Source organism: Acidovorax sp. 22279 (genome assembly GCF_052045435.1).
Taxonomy (GTDB): domain Bacteria; phylum Pseudomonadota; class Gammaproteobacteria; order Burkholderiales; family Burkholderiaceae_C; genus Acidovorax; species Acidovorax delafieldii.
In genome coordinates, this window is record NZ_JBQEOV010000021.1 from 1 (window position 1) to 20,434 (window position 20,434).

The window sequence follows — 20,434 nt, forward strand, 5'->3', positions numbered from 1 at the left end:
GCGCGGCTGGCACCCAGGGCGGCGCCCAGCTTGTCGGCCAGGGGCGTCATGACTTCGTCGAACTTTTCCTTGCTGCCCAGCGCACGACCACCGGAGACGATGATCTTGGCAGCGGTCAGCTCGGGGCGGTCGCTCTTGGCGATTTCGCTGCCCACGAAGCTGCTCTTGCCTGCGTCGGCCGTGGCGGCGGCGGTTTCGACAGCGGCGCTGCCACCCGTGGCGGCTGCGGCGTCAAAGCCGGTGGTGCGCACGGTGATGATCTTGACGGCATCTTGGCTTTGCACGGTGGCAATGGCGTTGCCGGCGTAGATGGGGCGCTCAAACGTATCGGTTGCGATCACCTTGGTGATGTCGCTGATCTGGGCCACGTCCAGCTTGGCCGCCACGCGGGGGGCCACGTTCTTGCCGCTGGCAGTCGCGGGGAACAGGATGTGGCTGTAGTTGGATGCGATGGCGAGGACTTGCGCGGCCACGTTTTCTGCCAGGCCGTGTTCCAGGCCAGGGGCGTCGGCGTGGATGACCTTGGCAACACCGGCTATTTTGGAGGCGGCTTGTGCAGCAGCACCGGCGTTGTGGCCGGCCACCAGCACGTGCACGTCGCCGCCGCAGGCCACAGCGGCCGTCACGGTGTTCAGCGTGGCGCCCTTGATGGACGCGTTGTCGTGTTCAGCAATAACGAGTACCGACATTTAGATCACCTTCGCTTCGTTCTTGAGTTTTTCGACCAGGGCGGCCACGTCGGCCACCTTGATGCCAGCGCCGCGCTTGGCGGGCTCGGTCACCTTGAGGGTCTTCAGGCGCGGAGCCACGTCCACACCGAGGTCTTCGGGCTTGACGGTATCGAGCTGCTTTTTCTTGGCCTTCATGATGTTGGGCAAGGTGACGTAGCGGGGCTCGTTCAGACGCAGGTCGGTGGTGATGACGGCGGGCAGCGTCAGGGCCAGGGTTTCCAGGCCGCCGTCCACTTCGCGGGTCACGCTGACCTTGTCTGCAGCCAGTTCAACCTTGCTGGCGAACGTGGCCTGGGGCAGGTCGGCCAGGGCCGCCAGCATCTGGCCGGTCTGGTTGGCGTCGTCATCGATGGCTTGTTTGCCCAGGATGATGAGCGAGGGTTGCTCTTTGTCCACCAGGGCCTTCAGGAGCTTGGCCACGGCCAGGGGCTGCAGTTCCACGTCGGTCTCGACCAGGATGGCGCGGTCGGCGCCAATCGCCATGGCTGTGCGCAGGGTTTCCTGGCACTGGGCCACGCCGCAGGAGACTGCGATGACTTCGGTCACCAGGCCTTTTTCTTTCAGGCGCACGGCCTCTTCGACGGCGATTTCGTCAAAGGGGTTCATGCTCATCTTCACGTTGGCGATGTCCACACCCGTGTTGTCCGACTTCACGCGGACCTTCACGTTGTAGTCCACCACGCGCTTGACAGGGACCAAGACCTTCATTGCTGCGGCTCCTAGAGAGTTGGTTGAATTGACGTTTACGTAAACTAGAACATTCTATGTCGCACTGCAGCGAAAGCGCTACGGAGCCACCACACAGACTGCACAATCACAAAAAAGAACGATCGTGCTTTTTGTGAATTATAGGCGAGTGAACCAGGCCAGTGTCTAGAGTTTGCTGTCGCCTGCGCTACCGGGCACCCGCCGGGGTATCACCCTGCAACCGGATCAGCCCGCCGAAGCCGGTGCTGGCGCGGGAGCCCCGCCCGGCGACATCGCTGCAGGGACTGCGCCATCGACCTGCACATGCATGACCCGCTGGGGGTAAGGGATTTCGATCTGGTGGGCCCGCAGCGCACTCAGGATGGCCCGGTTGATGTCCGAGCGCAGTCCCAGGAATCCGTTTTCAGGGTCTGCAATCCAGAAGCCCACGGTGAACTCCAGCCCATCGGCCCCGAAGGCCGACAGCGCGGCGCTGGGGGCGGGGTCGCGCAGCACGCGCGGGCTGACCAGGGCGGCATCGGTGAGCAACTGGGCCACCTGGTCCACATCGCTCTCATAGGCCACGCTGACCACGGTGGACATCCACACGCGCGGGTCTGACAGCGACAGGTTTTCCACCCGCTGGGTGATCAAGAGTTCGTTGGGCACGATGGATTCGCGCCCCGAGGGCGAGCGTATGACGGTGTAGCGGGCATTGATTTGCGTGATGCGCCCCTCGAACGTATCGAGCTTGACGTTGTCGCCGATGCGCATGCTGCGCTCGGCCAGGATCACAAAACCGCTCACATAGTTGGCGGCCAGCTTCTGCAGGCCAAAGCCAATGCCCACGCCGACCGCACCGCCCAGCACCGACAGCGCAGTCAGGTCGATGCCCACCGACGACAAGGCCACCAGCAAGCCCACAAACACCAGCAGCGCCCGCACCGCATTGCTCACCGCCTTGCGCAGCGACAGCTCGGCACCCGTGGCCGAGCGCAGCAGCCGCGACTCGATGGCCGCCGAGATCCACAGGGCAATCAGCAGCACTGCCGCTGCGGTGACCGCCCCTTCGATGATGGTGCGCACCGACAGCGTCGCCCCGCCCACTTTCCAGTGGATCTGGTCCAGCTCGTCCAGCACCAGCGGCAGCAGCCCGGTGACCCACAGCACCATGCCCAGCCACGCCATCCAGGAGATGGAGCGCTCGATGGGCCGCACCCAGGCAGCGTCCGGGTAGGCCACCTGCAGAACCTTCACGCCAATGCGAATGACCACCAGCGCCACCAGCACCGGGATCGCAATCTTGAAAGCCGCCAACGCCACCCAATGGTGCAGCAGGGTGCGCGCGATGTAGGCCAGACTCAGCAGCACCAGCGGAAACAGCGCGCCATCCACGATCCGCACACCAAACAGGATGGAGCGCGGGTCGCCCCGGCGCAGGCCGCGCTGCAGCAGCGCCACCAGCCCCCAGGCCAGGCCCACGCAGACTGCCAAAACAGCCAGCTCCACCAGCACCGTGGGGCTGAGAAAGGCCTGCACCCACAGGCCCACGTCGTCGAGCATCGGCTTGTCCATCGTGCGGTGCCTCAACGCTTCCAGGCGGGCTGGCGTTTTTCGGCAAACGCACAGGCGCCCTCCTGGGCGGCCGAGTCCATCATGTTGGTGGCCATGGTCTGGCCTGCCAACTGGTAGGCGGCATCAATGCCCAGCTCGCGCTGCTGGTACACCAGCGCCTTGCCCATGGCCACGGCCACACGGGGCTTTTGCAGGATGGATTGCACCAATTGCTCGACCTCGGCATCCAGCGCATCGGCGGGCACCACCCGGTTCACCAGCCCTTGCGCGAGTGCAGTGGGCGCATCCATGAAGTCGCCGGTGAGCAGCATTTCCATCGCCCGCTTGGCGGGCACATTGCGCACCAGCGGCACGCTCGGCGTTGCGCAGAACAGGCCGTAGTGGATGCCACTGGTGGCAAAACTCGCGCTGTCGGCCGCCACGGCCAGGTCACACTGCGCCACCAGCTGGCAGCCTGCGGCCGTCGCCATGCCCTGAACCCTGGCGATCACGGGTACTGGCAGCTTGTGGATGGTCAGCATCATGCGGCTGCATTGCGCAAACAGCTTTTGGTAGTACGCCAGGTCCGGGTTCGCCGCCATGTCCTTGAGGTTGTGCCCGGCACAGAAGGCCTTGCCTGCTGCGGCCAGCACCACCACGCGCACAGATTCGTCGCGGCCCGCTTCGTCCAGCGCCTGTTGCAGGGCTGTCAGCATTTCAGAGCCCAACGCATTGAAGCGTGCAGGGTCGTTCAAAGTGAGGGTGATCACACCGCGCGTATCACGGGTGATCAGCAGCAGCTCGTCAGAATTTGGAATCGTCATGTTGTTTCTCCTGTGCACAGCAATGCGAGGGGCGTTTGAAACAGGCGCGCATGAGGCCAGTGCCACCGTGGAGCTGGCTCCGCCAGGCCACGGGTGGCGCCCCCCTCAGGGGGGGAGACGCCGCAGGCGGCTCAGGGGGAGTCAAAGATCGGCCAGGACCCGCAAATGCGCCTCCACACTGCGCGCCAGCGGCCCCATCACGTAGCCACCCTCCAGGCACGACACGATGCGGCCCTTGGAGTAGCGCCGGGCCACGTCCTTCACGCGCTGGGTGATCCAGGTGTAGTCCTGCTCGGTCAGACCCAGCTGGCCCATGTCGTCCTCGCGGTGGCCATCAAAACCGGCGCTCACAAAAATCATCTCGGGCTTGAAGGCCTCCAGCCGGGGCATCCACATCATCTCGATGATCTCGCGGATGTCCATGCCGCGTGTGTACGCGGGCACTGGCACGTTGACCATGTTGGGGGCGGGATCGTGGTCGCCGCTGTAGGGGTAGAACGGATGCTGGAAGATGCTGACCATCAGCGCCCGCGGGTCATTGGCCAGGATGTCCTCCGTGCCATTGCCGTGGTGCACGTCAAAGTCCACCACCGCCACGCGCTGCAGGTTGTAGCGCTGCAGCGCATATTTCACCGCCACCGCCACGTTGTTGAAAAAGCAAAAGCCCATCGCTTTGTCGCGGCAGGCATGGTGCCCCGGGGGGCGCACGGAGCAGAAGGCATTTTCGACCTCGCCTGCCATCACCGCGTCGGTGGCGGCCAGCGCAGCACCCGCAGCACGCAGCGACGCCTTCCAGGTGTGGGCGTTGATGGAGGTGTCGGTGTCAATCTGCGCATAGCTGGGGCCGCCGGCCATCAGCTCTTCGTTGAGCCGGTCAGACATCCCGCGCAAGGCGGCGATGTGCATGCGGCCATGGGCCAGTTCGATGTCGGCCAGCGAGGCTTCCGGGGCTTCGTAGCGCTCCAGCGCATCTCCCACGCCAGTGACCAGCAAACGGTCTTCAATCGCATCCAGCCGCTCGGGGCATTCGGGGTGGCCCGGGCCCATCTCGTGCTTCCAACAATCCCGATGGGTGAAATAGCCCGTCTTGCTCACAGTCTTGTCCCCGCGTCTCGCATTTTTTGCCGTTTTTCGGATAACGTCGTGCCATGAATGCACAGCACAAGATCAAATCGCTTCTGGATCAGCTTAACACGGTGATCGTGGGAAAAAAGGCCCAGGTTCAGGACTGCGTGGCCTGCCTGCTGGCGGGGGGGCATCTGCTCATTGAAGACGTGCCGGGTGTGGGCAAGACCACACTGGCGCACGCGTTGTCCCACACCTTTGGGCTGCAGTTTTCGCGCGTCCAGTTCACTGCCGACCTCATGCCCAGCGACCTGACCGGCGTGTCGGTGTACGAACGTGGCAAGGAAGCCTTTGTGTTCCATCCCGGCCCGGTGTTTGCCCAGGTGCTGCTGGCCGACGAAATCAACCGCGCCAGCCCCAAGACGCAAAGCGCCCTGCTGGAAGCCATGGAAGAAAAGCAGGTGTCGGTCGAGGGCGAAACCCGCGCCCTGCCCCACCCCTTCTTCGTGATCGCCACCCAGAACCCACACGACCAGCTGGGCACCTTTGCGCTGCCCGAGTCGCAACTTGACCGCTTCTTGATGCGCATCTCCATCGGCTACCCCGACCGCGCCGCCGAGCGCCTGCTGCTGTCGGGCGCCGACCGGCGCGACATGGTGAGCAGCCTGCTGCCTCTGCTGTCCGCCGACGAACTGGCCGAGCTGCAGCGCCAGGTGCAGGCCGTGCACACCGCAGATCCCCTGCTCAACTACGTGCAGGACCTGATCGCCGCCACCCGCTCGGGGCGCTGGTTCTTGCAGGGCCTGTCGCCCCGCGCGGGCATTGCCATGCTGCGCGCCGCCAAGGCCCAGGCGCTGATCAGCGGGCGCGACTATGTGGCGCCGGACGATGTGCAGGCCGTGCTGCCGCAAACCATTGCCCACCGCCTGGTGCCCGTGGGCGACGCCGGGCGCGGCGCGGTCGAGCAGGTGCGCGCCATGGTCGATGCCGTGCCGCTGCCCTGATCGATGGAATCCGCCGCCCACCCTTCCCTCACGACGACCACGGGCTGGCGCGGCCTGGCCGCGCGGCTCAGCCCCGTGGCGCGCCTTCGCAGGCGCTTCCAGCGCTGGTGGCAGGCACGCCTGCCGCTGTCCGACACGCTGCAGCTCACCCAGCGCAATGTCTACATCCTGCCCACCAGCTCGGGCTGGATGCTGGCGCTCACGCTCGTGGTGCTGCTGGTGGCCTCCATCAACTACCAGCTCAACCTGGGCTACCTGCTGACCTTTTTGCTGGCTGGCAGCGCGGTGGTGGGCATGCACATCTGCCACGCCAACCTGCGCGGGCTGACGCTGCACCTGAAGGCACCCGAGCCACATTTTCTGGGCACCAGCACGGCGTTTGAGATCCAGCTGTCCAGTGGTCGCAAGTCGCCGCGTTATGGCATTGCCCTGGCCGTGCACGGCACCGGCAAGGCCGAACACCACTGGGCCTGGACCGACGTGCCCGCCCAGGGCCAGGCCAGCGTGCAGGTGGCCTTCCAGCCCGGGCGCCGGGGGCTGCACCGCGTGCCCACACTGACGGCCGAAACGCGGTTTCCGCTGGGCACCTTCCGCGTGTGGACCTACTGGCGCCCTGCTGCCGAGGTGCTGGTGTACCCCGCGCCCGAGGTGCCGCCACAACCCCTGCCGCCGGGCGAGCCCCGCGCCGGTGGCACGGGCAATGCGCCGTCGCAGGGCATCGGCGAATTCGACGGCGTGCGGGCCTACCGGCGGGGCGACCCGCTCAAACTGGTGGTCTGGAAGAAAGCGGCGAAGTCGCTGGCCACCGGCACCGATGACCTGGTGAGCCGTGACGCGCAACAGGCCCAGCGGCACGAGCTGTGGCTGGACCTGGCCCACGCCGTCTTGCCCAACCATGAGGCACGCGTGTCGCGCCTGACGGCCTGGGTGCTGCAAGCCGACCGCCTGGGCCTGGACTACGGCCTGCGCCTGCCCGGCACCGAGATCGCGCCCGACACGGGGGCCGCCCACCGCCGCCGCTGCCTGGAGGCGTTGGCCCTGTGTTGACCTGCCACTGCCCATTCCTGCCGAATTTGGCCCCTATCGGCTCCAAGCGCATATTCATATTGCCTGTACGGCTATCAAATAAATAGCAACATGAAATCCATACCCCCCCGTTCCACCGCGCAGCCATGACCCTGCGTCAGACGCTCAACGCACTGCCGCGCGACGCGCGCGACACGCTGTTCCTGCTCGCCGTGATTGCGTGGGTCATCGCCCCGCAGGTCAACGTGTTGCCTGTATGGGCGAGCCTGCTGGCGGCCGGACTGATGCTGTGGCGCGGCTGGCTGGCCTTCAAGGGCCGCCCGCTGCCGACGCGCTGGGTGCTGGCCGTTCCGCTGGTGATCGCGGTGGCGGGCACGCTGTACACCCACCGCACCATCCTGGGCCGCGATGCAGGGGTGACGCTGATCGTGATGCTGCTGGCGCTCAAGATGCTAGAACTGCGCGCGCGACGCGACGCGCTGGTGGTCTTCTTCCTGGGCTTCTTCACGATGCTCAGCAACTTCTTCTTCTCGCAGTCGCTGTTCACGGCCGCTGCCATGCTGGTGGCGCTGCTGGGGCTGCTCACGGCCCTGGTCAACGCCCACATGCCTGTGGGGCGGCCACCGCTTTCGCAGGCACTGCGCACAGCAGGCACCATGGCGCTGTTGGGCGCGCCCATCATGGCGGCGCTGTTCATGCTGTTCCCGCGCATGGCGCCCCTGTGGGGCATGCCCAGCGACACCATGAGCGGGCGCAGCGGCCTGTCGGGTGTGATGAAGGTGGGGAACATTGCCGAGCTGGCGCTGGACGACACGGTGGCCATGCGCGTGCGGTTTGACACCCCTGACGGCGCCGCACCACCGCAGAGCGATCTGTACTTCCGCGGCCCCGTGTTCGGCACCTTCGACGGCGTCGAATGGCACCCGGTGTCGCCCCGCCCCGGCGATTACTCGCAGGCACGCGCCAGTACCGTCGCCAATCTGCGCGTGCAAGGCCAGCCCGTGCGCTACGAAGTGACGCTGGAGCCCCACCAGCGGCCCTGGCTGCTGCTGCTGGACGCTGCGGTGGACAAGCCCGCAGTGGCTGGCATGGAGACCTTCATGACGCAAGACCTGCAGTGGCTGACCACCCGCGCAGTGACCGACGTGGTGCGCTACAAGGCCGAAAGCTACACGCAGTTTGCCCACGGCCCCAGCGCCCCCAACGCCGCCCTGCGCACCTATACCGAGCTGCCCACCGGCTTCAATCCCCGCACGCTGGCGCTGGCCCAGCAACTGCGCAACGACCCACAGCTCAACCCCAACCCCGCGCAAGACAACGCCGAGGCCCTTGTCAATGCCGCCTTGAACCTCCTGCGCACCGGCGGATATGTGTACACGCTGGAGCCCGGCGTGTACGGCCAGCACACGGCCGATGAGTTCTGGTTTGACCGCAAGGAAGGGTTTTGTGAACACATCTCCTCGGCCTTTGTGGTGCTGATGCGTGCGCTCGACATCCCGGCCCGCATCGTTACCGGTTACCAGGGCGGCGACCGCAACCCCGTGGACAAGCTCTGGACCGTGCGCCAGAGCGACGCCCATGCCTGGGCCGAAGTCTGGCTCTCCGGCCGGGGCTGGGTGCGGGTGGACCCCACGGGCGCCGTATCGCCCGGCCGCACCGGGGCCTTTCAGAGGCTGCGCGCGCCTCAAGGGGCGTTTGCCACCGCCATGGGCACGGTCATCAGCCCGGGGCTGGCGCAGAACCTGCGCGCCGTGTGGGAGGCCGTCAACAACAGCTGGAACCAGTGGGTGCTCAACTACACCCAGAGCCGCCAGCTGGACCTGCTCAAGTCCCTGGGCTTTGAGTCGCCCAGCTGGCAGGACCTGACCATGGTGCTGGGCATCCTGATCGTCGTGGCGGCCCTTGGGGGCATGGGCTGGAGCCTGTGGGAGCGCAGCCAGCACGACCCCTGGCTGCGCCTGCTGGCCCGCGCGCGCCAGCGTCTGGCCCGCGCAGGCATGGCATTGCCCGACACCTTGCCGCCCCGGGCCATGGCCGAGCGGGTGCAGGCACAATTCGGCGCACCCGCTGCGGCGGTGGCCGACTGGCTGCTGCGGCTGGAGCGCGTGCGCTACGCCCCCCACCCGGAGGCCGCCCTGGGCGATTTGCGGCGGGAGTTCCGCAGCCTCGCCTGGCCGAAACAGTGAATCACCCCCCTGAGCGGCTGCGCCGCTTCCCCCCAGGGGGACGATGCCCTCGCTGCGGGGCGGCCCTTGCTTGGCATCCCTGGTCTTGGAGCGCGCCGGTATCAGACGCTGCAGGGAGCCACAACATGACGAACCATTGACATGAAGAAGACAGCATCATGGACCACGGCAGCTATATTTTTGATAGCTGCCTGTGCATTACCCGCTAGCGCAAAGCCCGAAAATCAACCCAAACCGGCGGCCCAGAAGGCACATGCCAAAGCCGGCCAGGCCCACCAGGGGCGGGCCAGTGCCAAGGCCCCGGTGCTCTACGCATCGCGCCCTGAGGCCATGGACTTTGCCGACGACCTGGCCACACGGCGGGACTTGGACCGCGAGTGGGTGCGCCAGGCCATCGGGCAGGCGCATTTCTTGTCACAGGTGCCCCGCCTCATGCTGCCGCCCGCCAAGGGCACGGCCAAGAACTGGCGCGTGTACCGAAGCCGCTTCATCGACCCCATCCGCATCCGTGCAGGCGTGCGGTTCTGGCAGGAGAACCAGGCCACGCTGGAGCGTGCCGAGCGCGAGTTTGGCGTGCCTGCCGAGATCATCGTGGGCATCATCGGGGTAGAGACTATCTACGGCCAGCAGATGGGCACCTTCCGTGTGATGGACGCGCTGGCCACGCTGGCGTTCGACTTCCCCACTGCACACCCGCGCGCCAAGGAGCGCACCGACTTCTTCCGCCGCGAGCTGGAGCAGTTCCTGAGCCTCACCAACCGCAGCAACACCGACCCGTTTGAGCCACGCGGCAGCTATGCCGGCGCCATGGGCCTGGGCCAGTTCATGCCATCGAGCTGGGTGCGCTATGCGGTGGACTTTGATGGCGACGGCCGCGTGGACCTGTTCAAGAGCCCGGCCGACGCCATTGGCTCGGTGGCCAACTACTTCCGCGGCCACGGCTGGACGCCCGGCATGCCCACGCACTTTGGGGTGCAGTTCGACCATGCGCGCCTGCAGCTGGACGACCTGCTCGCCCCCGACATCCTGCCCACCTTCAGTGCCACCAGCATGTTGGCCAAGGGCGCTGTGCTGGATGCCCAGGGCGTGCAGCACACGGGCCCGCTGGCGCTGGTGGAACTGCAAAACGGCAACGATGCGCCCAGCTACGTGGCAGGCACCGAAAACTTCTACGCCATCACGCGCTACAACTGGTCAAGCTACTACGCCATGGCCGTCATCGAGCTGGGGCGCGAGGTGGCGGCGGCGCGCTGACCGCTGCCCCACCGCTGCGAGCCACTCGCCGAACGGCGCAACCCGGGGGTTTCTGCGGGCACGGAGCCCCCGCCCAGCACACTTGCGCAAGTCAGTCCACAATGCCCGGCTTTGACCGCTTGCACAGCGGCCCGGCCACGGCGGCGCGCCCTGGCCCTCCCAGAGAATCCACCCAATGCCTGCATCACCTTCTCCAGCACCCGACACGGACGCCATCGTCCGTGTACGCGGCCTGAGCAAAACCTACGCCGGCGGCTTTCAGGCACTCAAGAACATCGACCTGGACATCCGGCGCGGCGAGATCTTTGCCCTGCTGGGGCCCAATGGCGCGGGCAAGACCACGCTGATCAGCGTGATTTGTGGCATGAGCAATGCCACGGCGGGGTCCGTCACGGCCGATGGGCACGACACGGTGCGCGACTACCGCGCAGCACGTGCTGCCATTGGCCTGGTGCCCCAGGAGCTGCACACCGACTCGTTCGAGACGGTGTGGGCCACGGTGAACTTCAGCCGGGGGCTTTTCGGCAAGGCCCCCAACCCCGCGTACATCGAGAAAATCCTCAAGGACCTGTCGCTGTGGGACAAGAAGGACAACAAGATCCTCGCGCTGTCGGGCGGCATGAAACGCCGCGTGCTGATCGCCAAGGCACTGTCGCATGAGCCCAAGATTTTGTTCCTCGACGAACCCAGCGCCGGCGTGGATGTGGAGCTGCGCCACGACATGTGGCGCCTGGTGCGGGAACTGCGTGACGCGGGCACCACCATCATCCTGACCACCCACTACCTGGAAGAAGCCGAGGACATGGCCGACCGCATCGGCGTGATCCGCAAGGGCGAGTTGATCGTGGTGGAAGACAAGGCCGTGCTGATGCGCAAGCTGGGCAAGAAAGCGCTGGCCATCACGCTGCAGCAGCCCATGGCGCAAGTGCCCGCACCGCTCGCCCGCTGGCCTCTGGCCCTGAGCCAGGACGGCACCGTCCTGACGTACACCTTCGACACGCAGCAGGAAGACACCGGCATCGCCGCCCTGCTGCGCGCCCTGACCGAGCACGGCATCGACTTCAAGGACCTGCACTCCAGCGAAAGCTCGCTCGAAGACATCTTCGTCAGCCTGGTGCACCAGGACAAGGTCCCCACCCCTTCGCCCCAGAAAGCGATCCCAGCATGACCGGTGTGAACCTGCATGGCGTGCGCGCCATCTACCGCTTCGAAATGAACCGCGCCTTCCGCACCTGGATGCAAAGCCTCATTGCGCCCGTGCTCACCACCGCGCTGTACTTCATCGTCTTCGGCTCCGCCATTGGCTCGCGCATGGGCGACATCGGCGGGGTGAGCTATGGCGCCTACATCATCCCCGGCCTGCTCATGCTGTCGCTGCTCTCCGAAAGCATCTCCAACTCGGCCTTTGGCATCTACATGCCCAAATGGTCGGGCACCATCTACGAACTGCTGAGCGCGCCGGTCAACTGGGTGGAGGTGCTGCTGGGCTACGTGGGTGCGGCAGCCAGCAAGTCGCTGCTGGTGTCGGTGCTCATCCTGTCCACCGCCCGCGTGTTTGTTCCGTACGAGGTGGCGCACCCCGTGTGGATGGTGGGCTTTTTGGTGCTCACGGCCGTCACGTTCTGCCTGTTCGGCTTCCTCATTGGCCTGTGGGCGGACAGCTTTCAAAAGCTGCAGGTCATCCCGCTGCTGGTGATCACGCCGCTCACCTTTCTGGGTGGGGCGTTTTACAGCATCAGCATGCTGCCACCGTTCTGGCAGACCGTCTCGTTGTTCAACCCGGTGGTCTATCTCATCAGCGGGCTGCGGTGGGCGTTTTATGGCCATGCCGACGTGCACATCGCGGTGAGCACCAGCATGACCTTGGTGTTCATGGCCCTGTGCCTCGCCGTGGTGCGGTGGGTGTTCAAGACGGGCCACCGCATCCGGCGCTGAGCGCGATCACCCCGGCCGCCCCGGCCGCCCGGGGCGGACCCACGCATCAGTAACGCTGCATCTGGCAGCTGTGCGGTTGCTGCGCCTTGGCCGCCGCAATCTGCCGCACCACGCGGAAGCCGTAGCCCGAGCCTTCCACGTCGAACTTCACGCCGGGGGCGCCTTTCTTGTCCATCACGCCCACCGCCAAGGCCTGCTGGAACTGGTGGTCGGCCGCGCGCATGGTGCCGCCCTGGCCGGCCAGTTGCACGTTGGCCGACTCCATCTGGCGCGCAACGGCCACCACATCGGTGCTGCCCGCGCGCTCGATGGACTGGGCGAGGGCCTCCACCATCAGCTGCATGCGCATGTGCACGTAGTCGTCCTGCGGCTTGGGAAAGCGTGTGCGGAAGGATTGGTAGAACGCCTCGCTTTGCGCGCCCGGCACGTTGGGCAGCCAGTCGGCCACGGCCACCACCTTGCCGATGCCTGCGTCGCCAATCGCGGCGGGAGCGCCCAGCGCGTTGCCATAGAAGGTGTAGAAGCTGCCCTCGTAGCCCACATCCCGCGCGGCCTTGACCAGCAGCGTGAGGTCATTGCCCCAGTTGCCGGTGACCACGGCCTGCGCGCCGCTGGTCTTGATCTTGACGGCATAAGGCGCAAAGTCCTTCACGCGGCCGATGGGGTGCAGCTCTTCGCCCACCACCGCCACATCGGGGCGCTGGGCAGCCAGCTGCTTCTTGGCCTCGCGCAGCACGGCCTGGCCAAAGCTGTAGTCCTGGCCGATGAGGTAGACGCTCTTCAAGGCCTTGTCCTCGCGCATCACCTCCATCAGCGCGGCCATGCGCATGTCGGCATGGGCATCAAAACGGAAGTGCCAGAAGCTGCACTTCTCGTTGGTGAGGATGGGGTCCACCGCCGAGTAGTTGAGGAACAGCACGCGCTTGTTCGGCTCGCGCTCGTTGTGCTTGTTGATGGCCTCGATCAGCACGGCGGCCGTGGACGACGAATTGCCCTGCAGGATGACCTGCGCACCATCGTCAATCGCGGCGCGCAGGGCAGACAGGGCTTCTTCGTTCTGGCCCTTGCTGTCGTAGCGCTCCAGCACCAGCGGGCGGGGGCCGCCGCTGCTGGCAGGCAGCTGCACGCCGCCGCGTGCGTTCACGCGCTCCATGGCCCAGTAGATATTGCGGTACACAGCCTCGCCCGTGTTGGCAAAAGGGCCCGACAGGCTTTCGATGAGCGCCAGCTTGACCGGCCTGGCCTGGGCCACGGCTGCCGAGGGCGGGGTCTGCGCTTGCGCGGCAGGCGCCAACGCCACGGCGCCTGCAAGGGCCACTGCGGCTGCCCAAACGGTGTGACGTAATGCCGCAGCGCCTGATTTCAAGCCCACAGATTGCAATTTATTCATGGCATTTTTCCCTTGAAATGCGGCGTGGCCGCACACACCTCTCTGCCATGCGGCGACCACGTCGAGAGCCGCGCAGTGTATAGGAGTTACCCATGATCTTCGCCCCCGTGATCCGCCGCGCAGCTTATGCCCAAGCCCCCCGTTCCGCCGACCTGGCGCTGCAACGTTTTCTGATGGGCGCGCTGGCACAGCCTGCCGCAGCACCCGCTGCGGGCTGCACCGTGACGCAGGACGAAAAGGCCACCACCTTGCAGCTGGACGTACCCGGCCTGGCCCGCGAACAGCTCTCGATCAGCATTGAAGGCCAGGTGGTGCAGGTGCAAAGCGTGGAAGGCGCACCGCGCAAGGTGCAGCGCGCGTGGGAGCTGCCCACCGAGATCGATGCCAGCGCCAGCACCGCCAAGCTGGAAAACGGCGTGCTGACCCTGACGCTGGTCCGCCTGGAGCCCGTGAGCAAGGCCACCACGCTGACCATTCACTGAAGCCAGCCGCTCCCAAGGCGATGGCGCATGACGGCCATCGCTATATTTTCAATAGCAATCAAGGCATGATGCACTAGCGCTTCATGCCTTTTTTGCTTGTTTTTTCTTCCAGGGCACCCGGTCAGACGCCATTCGGCAGCCAGCCCACGGCCTTGCTCACTCGTGCCGTAGCGCATCGATGGGGTCCATGCGTGCCGCGCGCCGCGCCGGGAAGTAGCCAAACACCACACCGATCCCGGCCGAAAACACAAACGACAGCAGGTTCACGCCAGGGTTGAACAGGTAGGGCACCCCCATCAGCCCCGATAGCGCCAGGGACGCGCCCGTGGCCAGCACGATGCCGATGAGCCCACCCAGCGCGGCCAGCACCACGGCCTCGATCAGGAACTGCAGCAACACCTCGCGCTCCAGCGCGCCAATGGCCAGGCGCAGGCCAATCTCGCGCGTGCGCTCGGTCACGCTCACCAGCATGATGTTCATGATGCCGATGCCGCCCACCAGCAGGCTCACGGCTGCCACGGCGCCCAGCAGCGTGGTCAGCACCTTGGTGGTGCCCGAGAGCGTGTCCGCCAGCTGCTTGGTGTCCAGCACGTTGAAGTTGTCTTCGTCTGAATCCGACAGCTTGCGCAGCTCGCGCAGCAGTTGGGTGAGGCTGGCCTTCACCCGCTCGGGGTCGCTGCCATCCTTCATCGACACCAGCAGCGTGTTCACCCGCGTGTTGCCCGTCACGCGGCGCTGCAGCGTGCGCAGCGGCACCAGCACGGTGTCGTCCTGGTCGTTGCCAAACGCGCCCTGCCCTTTGGACGCCAGCACGCCCACCACCTCGCACGAAAACGCCTTCACGCGCAGCTGGCCGCCCACGGCATCGGCGGTGCCAAACAGCTCGCGCCGCACGGTCTCGCCGATCAGGCAGACGGCGGCACCCGCGCGCAATTCGGCGTCGGTAAAGACGCGGCCAGTGCGCACCGTCCAATTGCCGGTCTCCAGCCAGGCGTTGGTGCTGCCGATCACGCTGGTCGTCCAGTTGCGCCCGCCCACCACCGCCGTGGCGGCGGCACGCGCCTCGGGCGCCACGGCCAGGATGCCGCCGATCTGCTGCGCGATCATGTCGGCATCGGTGTCCTTGAAGGCCGGGGCGCCGGTGCCACCGCCGGGCCCCATGCGCTGGCCGGGGCGTACCTGCAGCAGGTTGGTGCCCAGGCCCGAGATCTGGTTCTGAATGGCCAGCGTGGCGCCATTGCCCAGCGTGACCATGGTGATCACCGCGCTCACGCCGATCACGATGCCCAGGATGGTGAGGAAAGAGCGCATGAGATTGCGCCGAATGGAGCGCAGCGCCAGCAGCAGGGTGTTGAGCAACATCAGTGGCCTCCCGCATCCGAACCGGCCACCGCCGGCAGGGCCGATGCCGCATCAGCATCAAGACCCTTGGGGTGTGGGTTGGCCGCATCGCTGTCCACCACGCCATCGACAAACCGCACGATGCGCCGCGCGTACTGCGCCATGTCGGGCTCGTGCGTGACCATCAGCACGGTGATGCCGTGATCGGCGTTCAGGCGCCACAGCAGTTCCATGATCTCGACACTGCGCTGGGTGTCGAGGTTGCCGGTGGGCTCGTCGGCCAGCAGCACATCGGGCTCGGTGACGATGGCGCGCGCAATAGCCACGCGCTGCTGCTGCCCGCCCGACAGCTCGGCGGGCGTGTGGTGTTCCCAACCCTTGAGGCCCACCGCTTCCAGCGCACGCGCGGCCGCCGCATGGCGCGCGGTGGCCGACTCGCCCCGGTACAGCAGAGGCAGCTCCACGTTCTCTTGCGCCGAGGTGCGCGCCAGCAGGTTGAAGCCCTGGAACACAAAGCCAAAGTAGCGCCGCCGCAGCCGTGCCCGCTCGTCGCGCGAGAGCGACTCCACATGCACGCCCTTGAACAGGTATTCGCCCGTGGTGGGCCGGTCCAGGCAGCCCAGCGTGTTCATGGCCGTGGACTTGCCCGAGCCGCTGGGGCCCATGATGGCCACAAAGTCGCCCTGCGCAATGTCCAGGTCCACGCCCTTGAGCGCCTGAAAGGCCAGCGCCCCTTCGCCATAGACCTTGGTCACGCCACGCAGGCGGATGATGGGGGTGTCGCCCGCCACGCTCATGGCTTGGCCCCGGCCGCGCGCTGGTCGGTGATCACGGCCATGCCGGGCGTGAGGCCCTCGCCTGTGACCTCGGTATGGCGGCCATCGCTGATGCCCACCTGCACATCGATGGGCTTGGCGGCACCGTCCTGCAGCACCCACACCTGCCGCGTCTTGCCCGCGCCATCGCCCGCCTCGCCCCCCGCACCCGGCTTGCGTGGGCCCGAGCCAGACCGTGGCATGCGCGGCATGAGCTGCGACATGATGCCGCCACCACTGCCGCTGCCCGACGCGCCGGGCTTGGCGCCATCCGCCCCGGGTTTCGCATCGGCCCCTGCGGCCTGAGCGGGCGTGAAGCGCAGCGCCGTGTTGGGCACCAGCAGCACGTCCTTGCGCTCGGTGGAAGTGATGGTGGCAGCGGCCGTCATGCCGGGGCGCAGGCTCATGTCGCTGTTGTTCACCTCCAGCCAGGTGATGTAGGTGACCACGTTGTCCGTCTTGGTGGAGCCAAACGAGACGCGCGTGACCTGGGCCGGGTAGCGGCGCGAGGGATAGGCACTGACCGTGAAGTTCGCGTCCTGTCCCACCTTGACCGAGCCCACATCGGCTTCGTCCACGCTCACATCCAGCCGCAGCCGCGTGAGGTCTTCGGCCACGGTGAACAGCGTTACGGCCTGCAGCGATGCGGCTACCGCGTTGCCGGGCTCCACCGTGCGGGTCAGCACCACGCCGTCGATGGGCGAGCGGATGGAGGCCTTGGACAGGTTGGTTTCGTCGGTGGACAGCGCGGCGCGTGCGTCTTCCACCGTGGCGCGGGCGCTGGTTTCGTCGGCGCCGGCGCGGTCCAGCGTGGCGCGACCTGCGTCCAGCTCGGAGGCCGAGGGCACCTTGCCGCCGGACAGGCGGGCCACTTCTTCGAGCCGGCCAAAGTTGGCAATGGCCTCCTTGGTGGTGGCTACGGCCTGGGCCAGGCGGGCCTGCGCCGACGCCAGCGAGGCGCGCGAGCGCAGCACCTGCGATTCGAGCTTGGCGGTGTCCAGCTCCACCAGCAGCTGCCCCTTCTTGACCTTGTCGTTCACATCCACCAACACGTTGCGCACAGTGCCCGACAGCTCGCTGCCAATGGTGACCGAGCGCGTGGGCTGCAGCGTGCCGTTGGCCGACACGGTGAGTGTGAGATTGCCCCGGCGCAGCTCTTCGGTGACATAGGTGGGTGCAGTGCTGGCGCTCTGGCGCGATTGCCAGGCGTACAAGCCACCGCCCACCACCACGAGCGCGACCACCCCCAGCCACATGGTAGTGCGCTGCCACCAGCGGCGGGGACGGTCTGCCCCCAGCAAGGCGCTCAGGTCAGAGGGGGCGGCTTTGGCGGTTGCAGAAGAAGCGGAGGTGTCGGTATTTGGCATGGGACGTGAATCAGAAAAATGGGGGCTGGCTGGCGATGGGGTGGGCGTGTGGAAGGGCTTGTCAGCTGTTCATTCGGCTACCGCCCAGCCGCCGCCCAGCGCCTTATAGAGGCGCACATGGTCTGCTGCGACCGCAGCGGTGCTTGTGGCCACGCTCTCTTGCGTGGACAGCAGCGTGCGTTGCGTCTCCAGCACCGCCTGAAAGTCAATCAATCCGCTGCTATAGCGCTGCTGCGCCAGCAGCGCGGCGTTGCGGGCGGCGTCTGCGGCGGCCGTCAGTCGCTCCAGCTTGTCCCGGTCGCCACGCAAGGCCACCAGCGCGTTCTCCACATCCTGCAGGGCCGTGAGCACGGTGGCTTCGTAGGCCACGCGGGCCTGCTCCAGCGCGGCAGACTGCACACGCACCTGTGCGCGGGCGGCTCCACCATCCAGCAGCGGGATGGACACGCTGCCCAGCAAGGCGCTGGTTACCGCACTGCCCGCCGACAGCGCGCCCAGGGTGAGGGCACGCAGGCCCAGCGAGCCACCGAGGGAGAAGCTGGGGTAGCGCGCCGCATCGGCCTGCGACACGCGCGCCAGGGCGGCTGCAATGCGCTGCTCGGCCGCACGCACATCGGGGCGTTGGCGCAGCGTCTCGGCCGGGATTGCCAGCGCCAGTTCTGCGGTGGGCTGCGGCACGGGCGCGCTGGCGGCCAGCGTGGCATCCAGGGCACCTGGCACCTGGCCTGTCAGCACGGCCAGGCTGTAGCGCGACTGCGCCAGGCTGGCTTCCAGGCTGGGAATCTGCGCGGCGGTCTGCTCGGCCGCTGCACGGGCCTGCTCGGTGACGAGCGAGGTGGTGAGCCCGGCCTGCAGGCGCCACTGCGTGATCTGCAAGGTCTCTTGCTGGCTGGCCAGGTTGCTGCGCGCAATGGCCAGGCGCTGCTGCAGCCCGCGCAGCTCGATGTAGTTGACGGCCACCTCGGCGGCCAGCGATACCTGAACGTCAGCCAGGCTGGCCTCTGCCGCGCGGGCGTCAGCCTCGCTGGCGCTCACGCCGCTGCGCAGGCGGCCAAACACATCGGGCTCCCAGCTCGCATCAAAACCGGCCTGGAACGTGTTACCGGTGCTGTTGCTGGCCCGGCTGCGCTGCGCCGAAGCCGATGCACCCACGCTGGGCAGCAGGCCGGCCGATTGCACATCCACCTGCGCACGCGCCTGCTGCAGCGCGGCCTGGGCGGTGCGCACGCTGCTGTTGGCGCGCAAGGCTTGCTCGACCAGCGAGGTAAGCACCGCATCGTCAAACCGCTGCCACCACTGGGCCAGGGATGTAGCCGTAGCCCCTTGCGCTGTGCCGTTGCCCCCCGCAGACCAGGCCGGGGGAACGGCCACTGCGGGCAATGCGCGATCCGTGGGTGCCAGGCTGGCACACCCGGCGGTAGCTAGCACGCACAAAAACAAGGCCGTTTGCCTCCACGGCACAGCACGCAAAGGTTGCGCTGCGCGGGCAGTGGGTGTGCCGGGAGAGGCCAGTGGGAGAAAACGCATGGGCAATGGCTACGCAGGGGAAAACCCCATTGTGAGCAGCGATTGCGCCAACAACGTACCCACTGGGTCAAGCCCGCGTAAAGAATTGATGCAAGGCAAAGCTCACGCCACTGCATGCCGATGCATACGCATGCGTAGAACGGGTGAGCGTGCTTTGCCGCGCAGACGGCCCCACACGCAAGGGGCCGGGGTGCCGCTCAGTGCGCGAGCCGCGACTCGTCCCGCAACAGCACCACCGGCGCCAACGCGCGGGCCCTGTATTCGCTGGGGCTGCACCCCACATGCGAGCGGAACGCGCGGCTGAAATGCGCGCTGTTGCTGAAGCCCCAGGACAACGCAATGTCGGTGACCGAGCGCTGTGCATGCGCCGGGTGGCGCAGGTCGCGCAGGCAGGCCTCCAGGCGGCGGCGCTGGATCATCGCGGCCAGGGTTTCCTCGTCATCAGCCACCGCGTTGTACAGGTGCCGTTTGCTGCAGTTGAGCGCCTGGGCCATGCGGTCGATGGTGAGGTCGGGGTCGCCCAGGTGCCGGTCGATGTATTGGCTGATGCGGTCACGCAGGGCCTCACGCTGCGACAGCAGGCTTTGCTGCCCGTTGCGCTCCAGCAGCGACAGCTGCACCAGGTGCGTGATCACATCGGCCACGCCATCGGCGGCTGCGTCCGACATGGTGGGCAGCTCGGCAAACGCGGCGCGCATGGTGTCCCATGCCAGCCGCGACACGCCGCTGGTGCCCGAGAACCGCTGCACCATCAGATCATCGAGCTTGAGCTTGCGCTCGGGCAGTTGTTCCTTCGGGATCATCAGCACCATCTGGCGCACGGCCTCGGGGTTACTCACGGCATAGGCGCGCGTGGTGTCGTACACGCTCCACTCACCCGGCGACAACCATACCTGGCGACCATTCTGCTCGAAGCACGCGCGCCCTTCGAGCTGGGCCACCACCTTGATGTAGGCCCGGTCGCTGCCCCGAATGAGGCTGGGGGTGCGCACCACGCGGTGGCGGCTCACGTCCAGCTGGCACAGGTTCACATAGCCCGCCTGGCCCGAGGTGATGTGGCCTGCAAAGGCATCGTCACCAAACGCGTCGGACTCCAGCCCGCCAATCAGGCGCCACACCGCATCGCCCCACAGGTGCAGGCGGTCGCGCGCAGGCACGGCGTCGGTGGATACCTCGGTCAGGGGATGGGCCATGGTGTCTCCAGTGCGGGTTGCGCAAGCCTGATGGTTATGCGGCTGAATTATCG

18 protein-coding genes are annotated in these 20,434 nt (G+C 66.8%); 7 read left to right on the forward strand and 11 right to left on the reverse strand.

Annotated features, from left to right (window positions below; all coding sequences use genetic code 11):
- From ACTJKQ_RS21940 to ACTJKQ_RS21960, 5 genes are all read right to left on the reverse strand, one after another.
- A partial coding sequence (locus ACTJKQ_RS21940) for an electron transfer flavoprotein subunit alpha/FixB family protein (RefSeq protein WP_440595634.1) occupies positions 1 to 689 on the reverse strand: 689 nt, incomplete at its 3' end.
- Positions 690 to 1,439, reverse strand: a complete 750-nt coding sequence (locus tag ACTJKQ_RS21945) for an electron transfer flavoprotein subunit beta/FixA family protein (RefSeq protein WP_015015119.1) — start codon at positions 1,437 to 1,439, stop codon at positions 690 to 692.
- 225 nt (positions 1,440 to 1,664) lie between these two features.
- On the reverse strand, positions 1,665 to 2,993 hold the full coding sequence (locus ACTJKQ_RS21950; RefSeq protein WP_440598054.1) for a mechanosensitive ion channel family protein: 1,329 nt from the start codon (positions 2,991 to 2,993) through the stop codon (positions 1,665 to 1,667).
- Between the two features lie 11 nt (positions 2,994 to 3,004).
- Positions 3,005 to 3,796: an enoyl-CoA hydratase gene (locus ACTJKQ_RS21955; protein ID WP_056058387.1), complete on the reverse strand. Its 792-nt coding sequence runs from the start codon at positions 3,794 to 3,796 to the stop codon at positions 3,005 to 3,007.
- A gap of 141 nt (positions 3,797 to 3,937) precedes the next feature.
- Positions 3,938 to 4,843 (reverse strand): histone deacetylase family protein, encoded by a 906-nt coding sequence (locus tag ACTJKQ_RS21960; protein ID WP_056058384.1) that lies wholly within the window; start codon positions 4,841 to 4,843, stop codon positions 3,938 to 3,940.
- 101 nt (positions 4,844 to 4,944) lie between these two features.
- Between ACTJKQ_RS21960 and ACTJKQ_RS21965 the strand changes: the two genes are divergently transcribed.
- The 6 genes from ACTJKQ_RS21965 (at position 4,945) to ACTJKQ_RS21990 (ending at position 12,266) form a co-directional block, all read left to right on the forward strand.
- Positions 4,945 to 5,865: an AAA family ATPase gene (locus ACTJKQ_RS21965; protein ID WP_056058381.1), complete on the forward strand. Its 921-nt coding sequence runs from the start codon at positions 4,945 to 4,947 to the stop codon at positions 5,863 to 5,865.
- A 3-nt stretch (positions 5,866 to 5,868) separates the two neighbouring features.
- Positions 5,869 to 6,912 (forward strand): DUF58 domain-containing protein, encoded by a 1,044-nt coding sequence (locus ACTJKQ_RS21970; protein ID WP_440598055.1) that lies wholly within the window; start codon positions 5,869 to 5,871, stop codon positions 6,910 to 6,912.
- Between the two features lie 125 nt (positions 6,913 to 7,037).
- Positions 7,038 to 9,077: a transglutaminase family protein gene (locus ACTJKQ_RS21975; protein WP_440598056.1), complete on the forward strand. Its 2,040-nt coding sequence runs from the start codon at positions 7,038 to 7,040 to the stop codon at positions 9,075 to 9,077.
- Positions 9,078 to 9,218: 141 nt separating this feature from the next.
- Entirely contained in the window at positions 9,219 to 10,331 is a 1,113-nt protein-coding gene (gene mltB / locus ACTJKQ_RS21980; protein ID WP_440598057.1) for a lytic murein transglycosylase B, read from the forward strand.
- 175 nt (positions 10,332 to 10,506) lie between these two features.
- The gene (locus tag ACTJKQ_RS21985) at positions 10,507 to 11,499 is read left to right on the forward strand and encodes an ABC transporter ATP-binding protein (protein WP_260668084.1); all 993 of its coding nucleotides are present in this window, start codon (positions 10,507 to 10,509) and stop codon (positions 11,497 to 11,499) included.
- A 5-nt stretch (positions 11,500 to 11,504) separates the two neighbouring features.
- Entirely contained in the window at positions 11,505 to 12,266 is a 762-nt protein-coding gene (locus ACTJKQ_RS21990) for an ABC transporter permease (protein WP_056744038.1), read from the forward strand.
- A gap of 46 nt (positions 12,267 to 12,312) precedes the next feature.
- On the opposite strand, the gene ACTJKQ_RS21995 is transcribed toward ACTJKQ_RS21990, so the two are convergent.
- On the reverse strand, positions 12,313 to 13,656 hold the full coding sequence (locus ACTJKQ_RS21995) for a branched-chain amino acid ABC transporter substrate-binding protein (RefSeq protein ID WP_099730806.1): 1,344 nt from the start codon (positions 13,654 to 13,656) through the stop codon (positions 12,313 to 12,315).
- Positions 13,657 to 13,748: 92 nt separating this feature from the next.
- Between ACTJKQ_RS21995 and ACTJKQ_RS22000 the strand changes: the two genes are divergently transcribed.
- Entirely contained in the window at positions 13,749 to 14,138 is a 390-nt protein-coding gene (locus tag ACTJKQ_RS22000) for an Hsp20/alpha crystallin family protein (RefSeq protein ID WP_099730807.1), read from the forward strand.
- Between the two features lie 156 nt (positions 14,139 to 14,294).
- Here the strand turns inward: ACTJKQ_RS22000 and ACTJKQ_RS22005 are convergent, their stop codons facing one another.
- From ACTJKQ_RS22005 to ACTJKQ_RS22025, 5 genes are all read right to left on the reverse strand, one after another.
- Complete coding sequence (locus ACTJKQ_RS22005) at positions 14,295 to 15,500, reverse strand: ABC transporter permease (RefSeq protein WP_116747602.1); 1,206 nt, start codon at positions 15,498 to 15,500, stop codon at positions 14,295 to 14,297.
- Positions 15,500 to 16,276, reverse strand: a complete 777-nt coding sequence (locus ACTJKQ_RS22010; protein ID WP_440598058.1) for an ABC transporter ATP-binding protein — start codon at positions 16,274 to 16,276, stop codon at positions 15,500 to 15,502. The genes ACTJKQ_RS22005 and ACTJKQ_RS22010 overlap by 1 nt, the downstream gene beginning before the upstream one ends.
- A complete protein-coding gene (locus ACTJKQ_RS22015) occupies positions 16,273 to 17,661 on the reverse strand; it encodes an efflux RND transporter periplasmic adaptor subunit (protein WP_440598059.1) in 1,389 nt (462 codons plus the stop codon). Before ACTJKQ_RS22015 ends, ACTJKQ_RS22010 begins: the two co-directional genes overlap by 4 nt.
- 69 nt (positions 17,662 to 17,730) lie before the next feature.
- Positions 17,731 to 19,089 carry an efflux transporter outer membrane subunit gene (locus ACTJKQ_RS22020; RefSeq protein WP_440598097.1) on the reverse strand — a complete coding sequence of 453 codons (1,359 nt, stop codon included), beginning with the start codon at positions 19,087 to 19,089 and terminating at the stop codon, positions 17,731 to 17,733.
- 296 nt (positions 19,090 to 19,385) lie between these two features.
- The gene (locus ACTJKQ_RS22025; RefSeq protein ID WP_431152357.1) at positions 19,386 to 20,381 is read right to left on the reverse strand and encodes a helix-turn-helix domain-containing protein; all 996 of its coding nucleotides are present in this window, start codon (positions 20,379 to 20,381) and stop codon (positions 19,386 to 19,388) included.
- Positions 20,382 to 20,434: the final 53 nt, after the last annotated feature.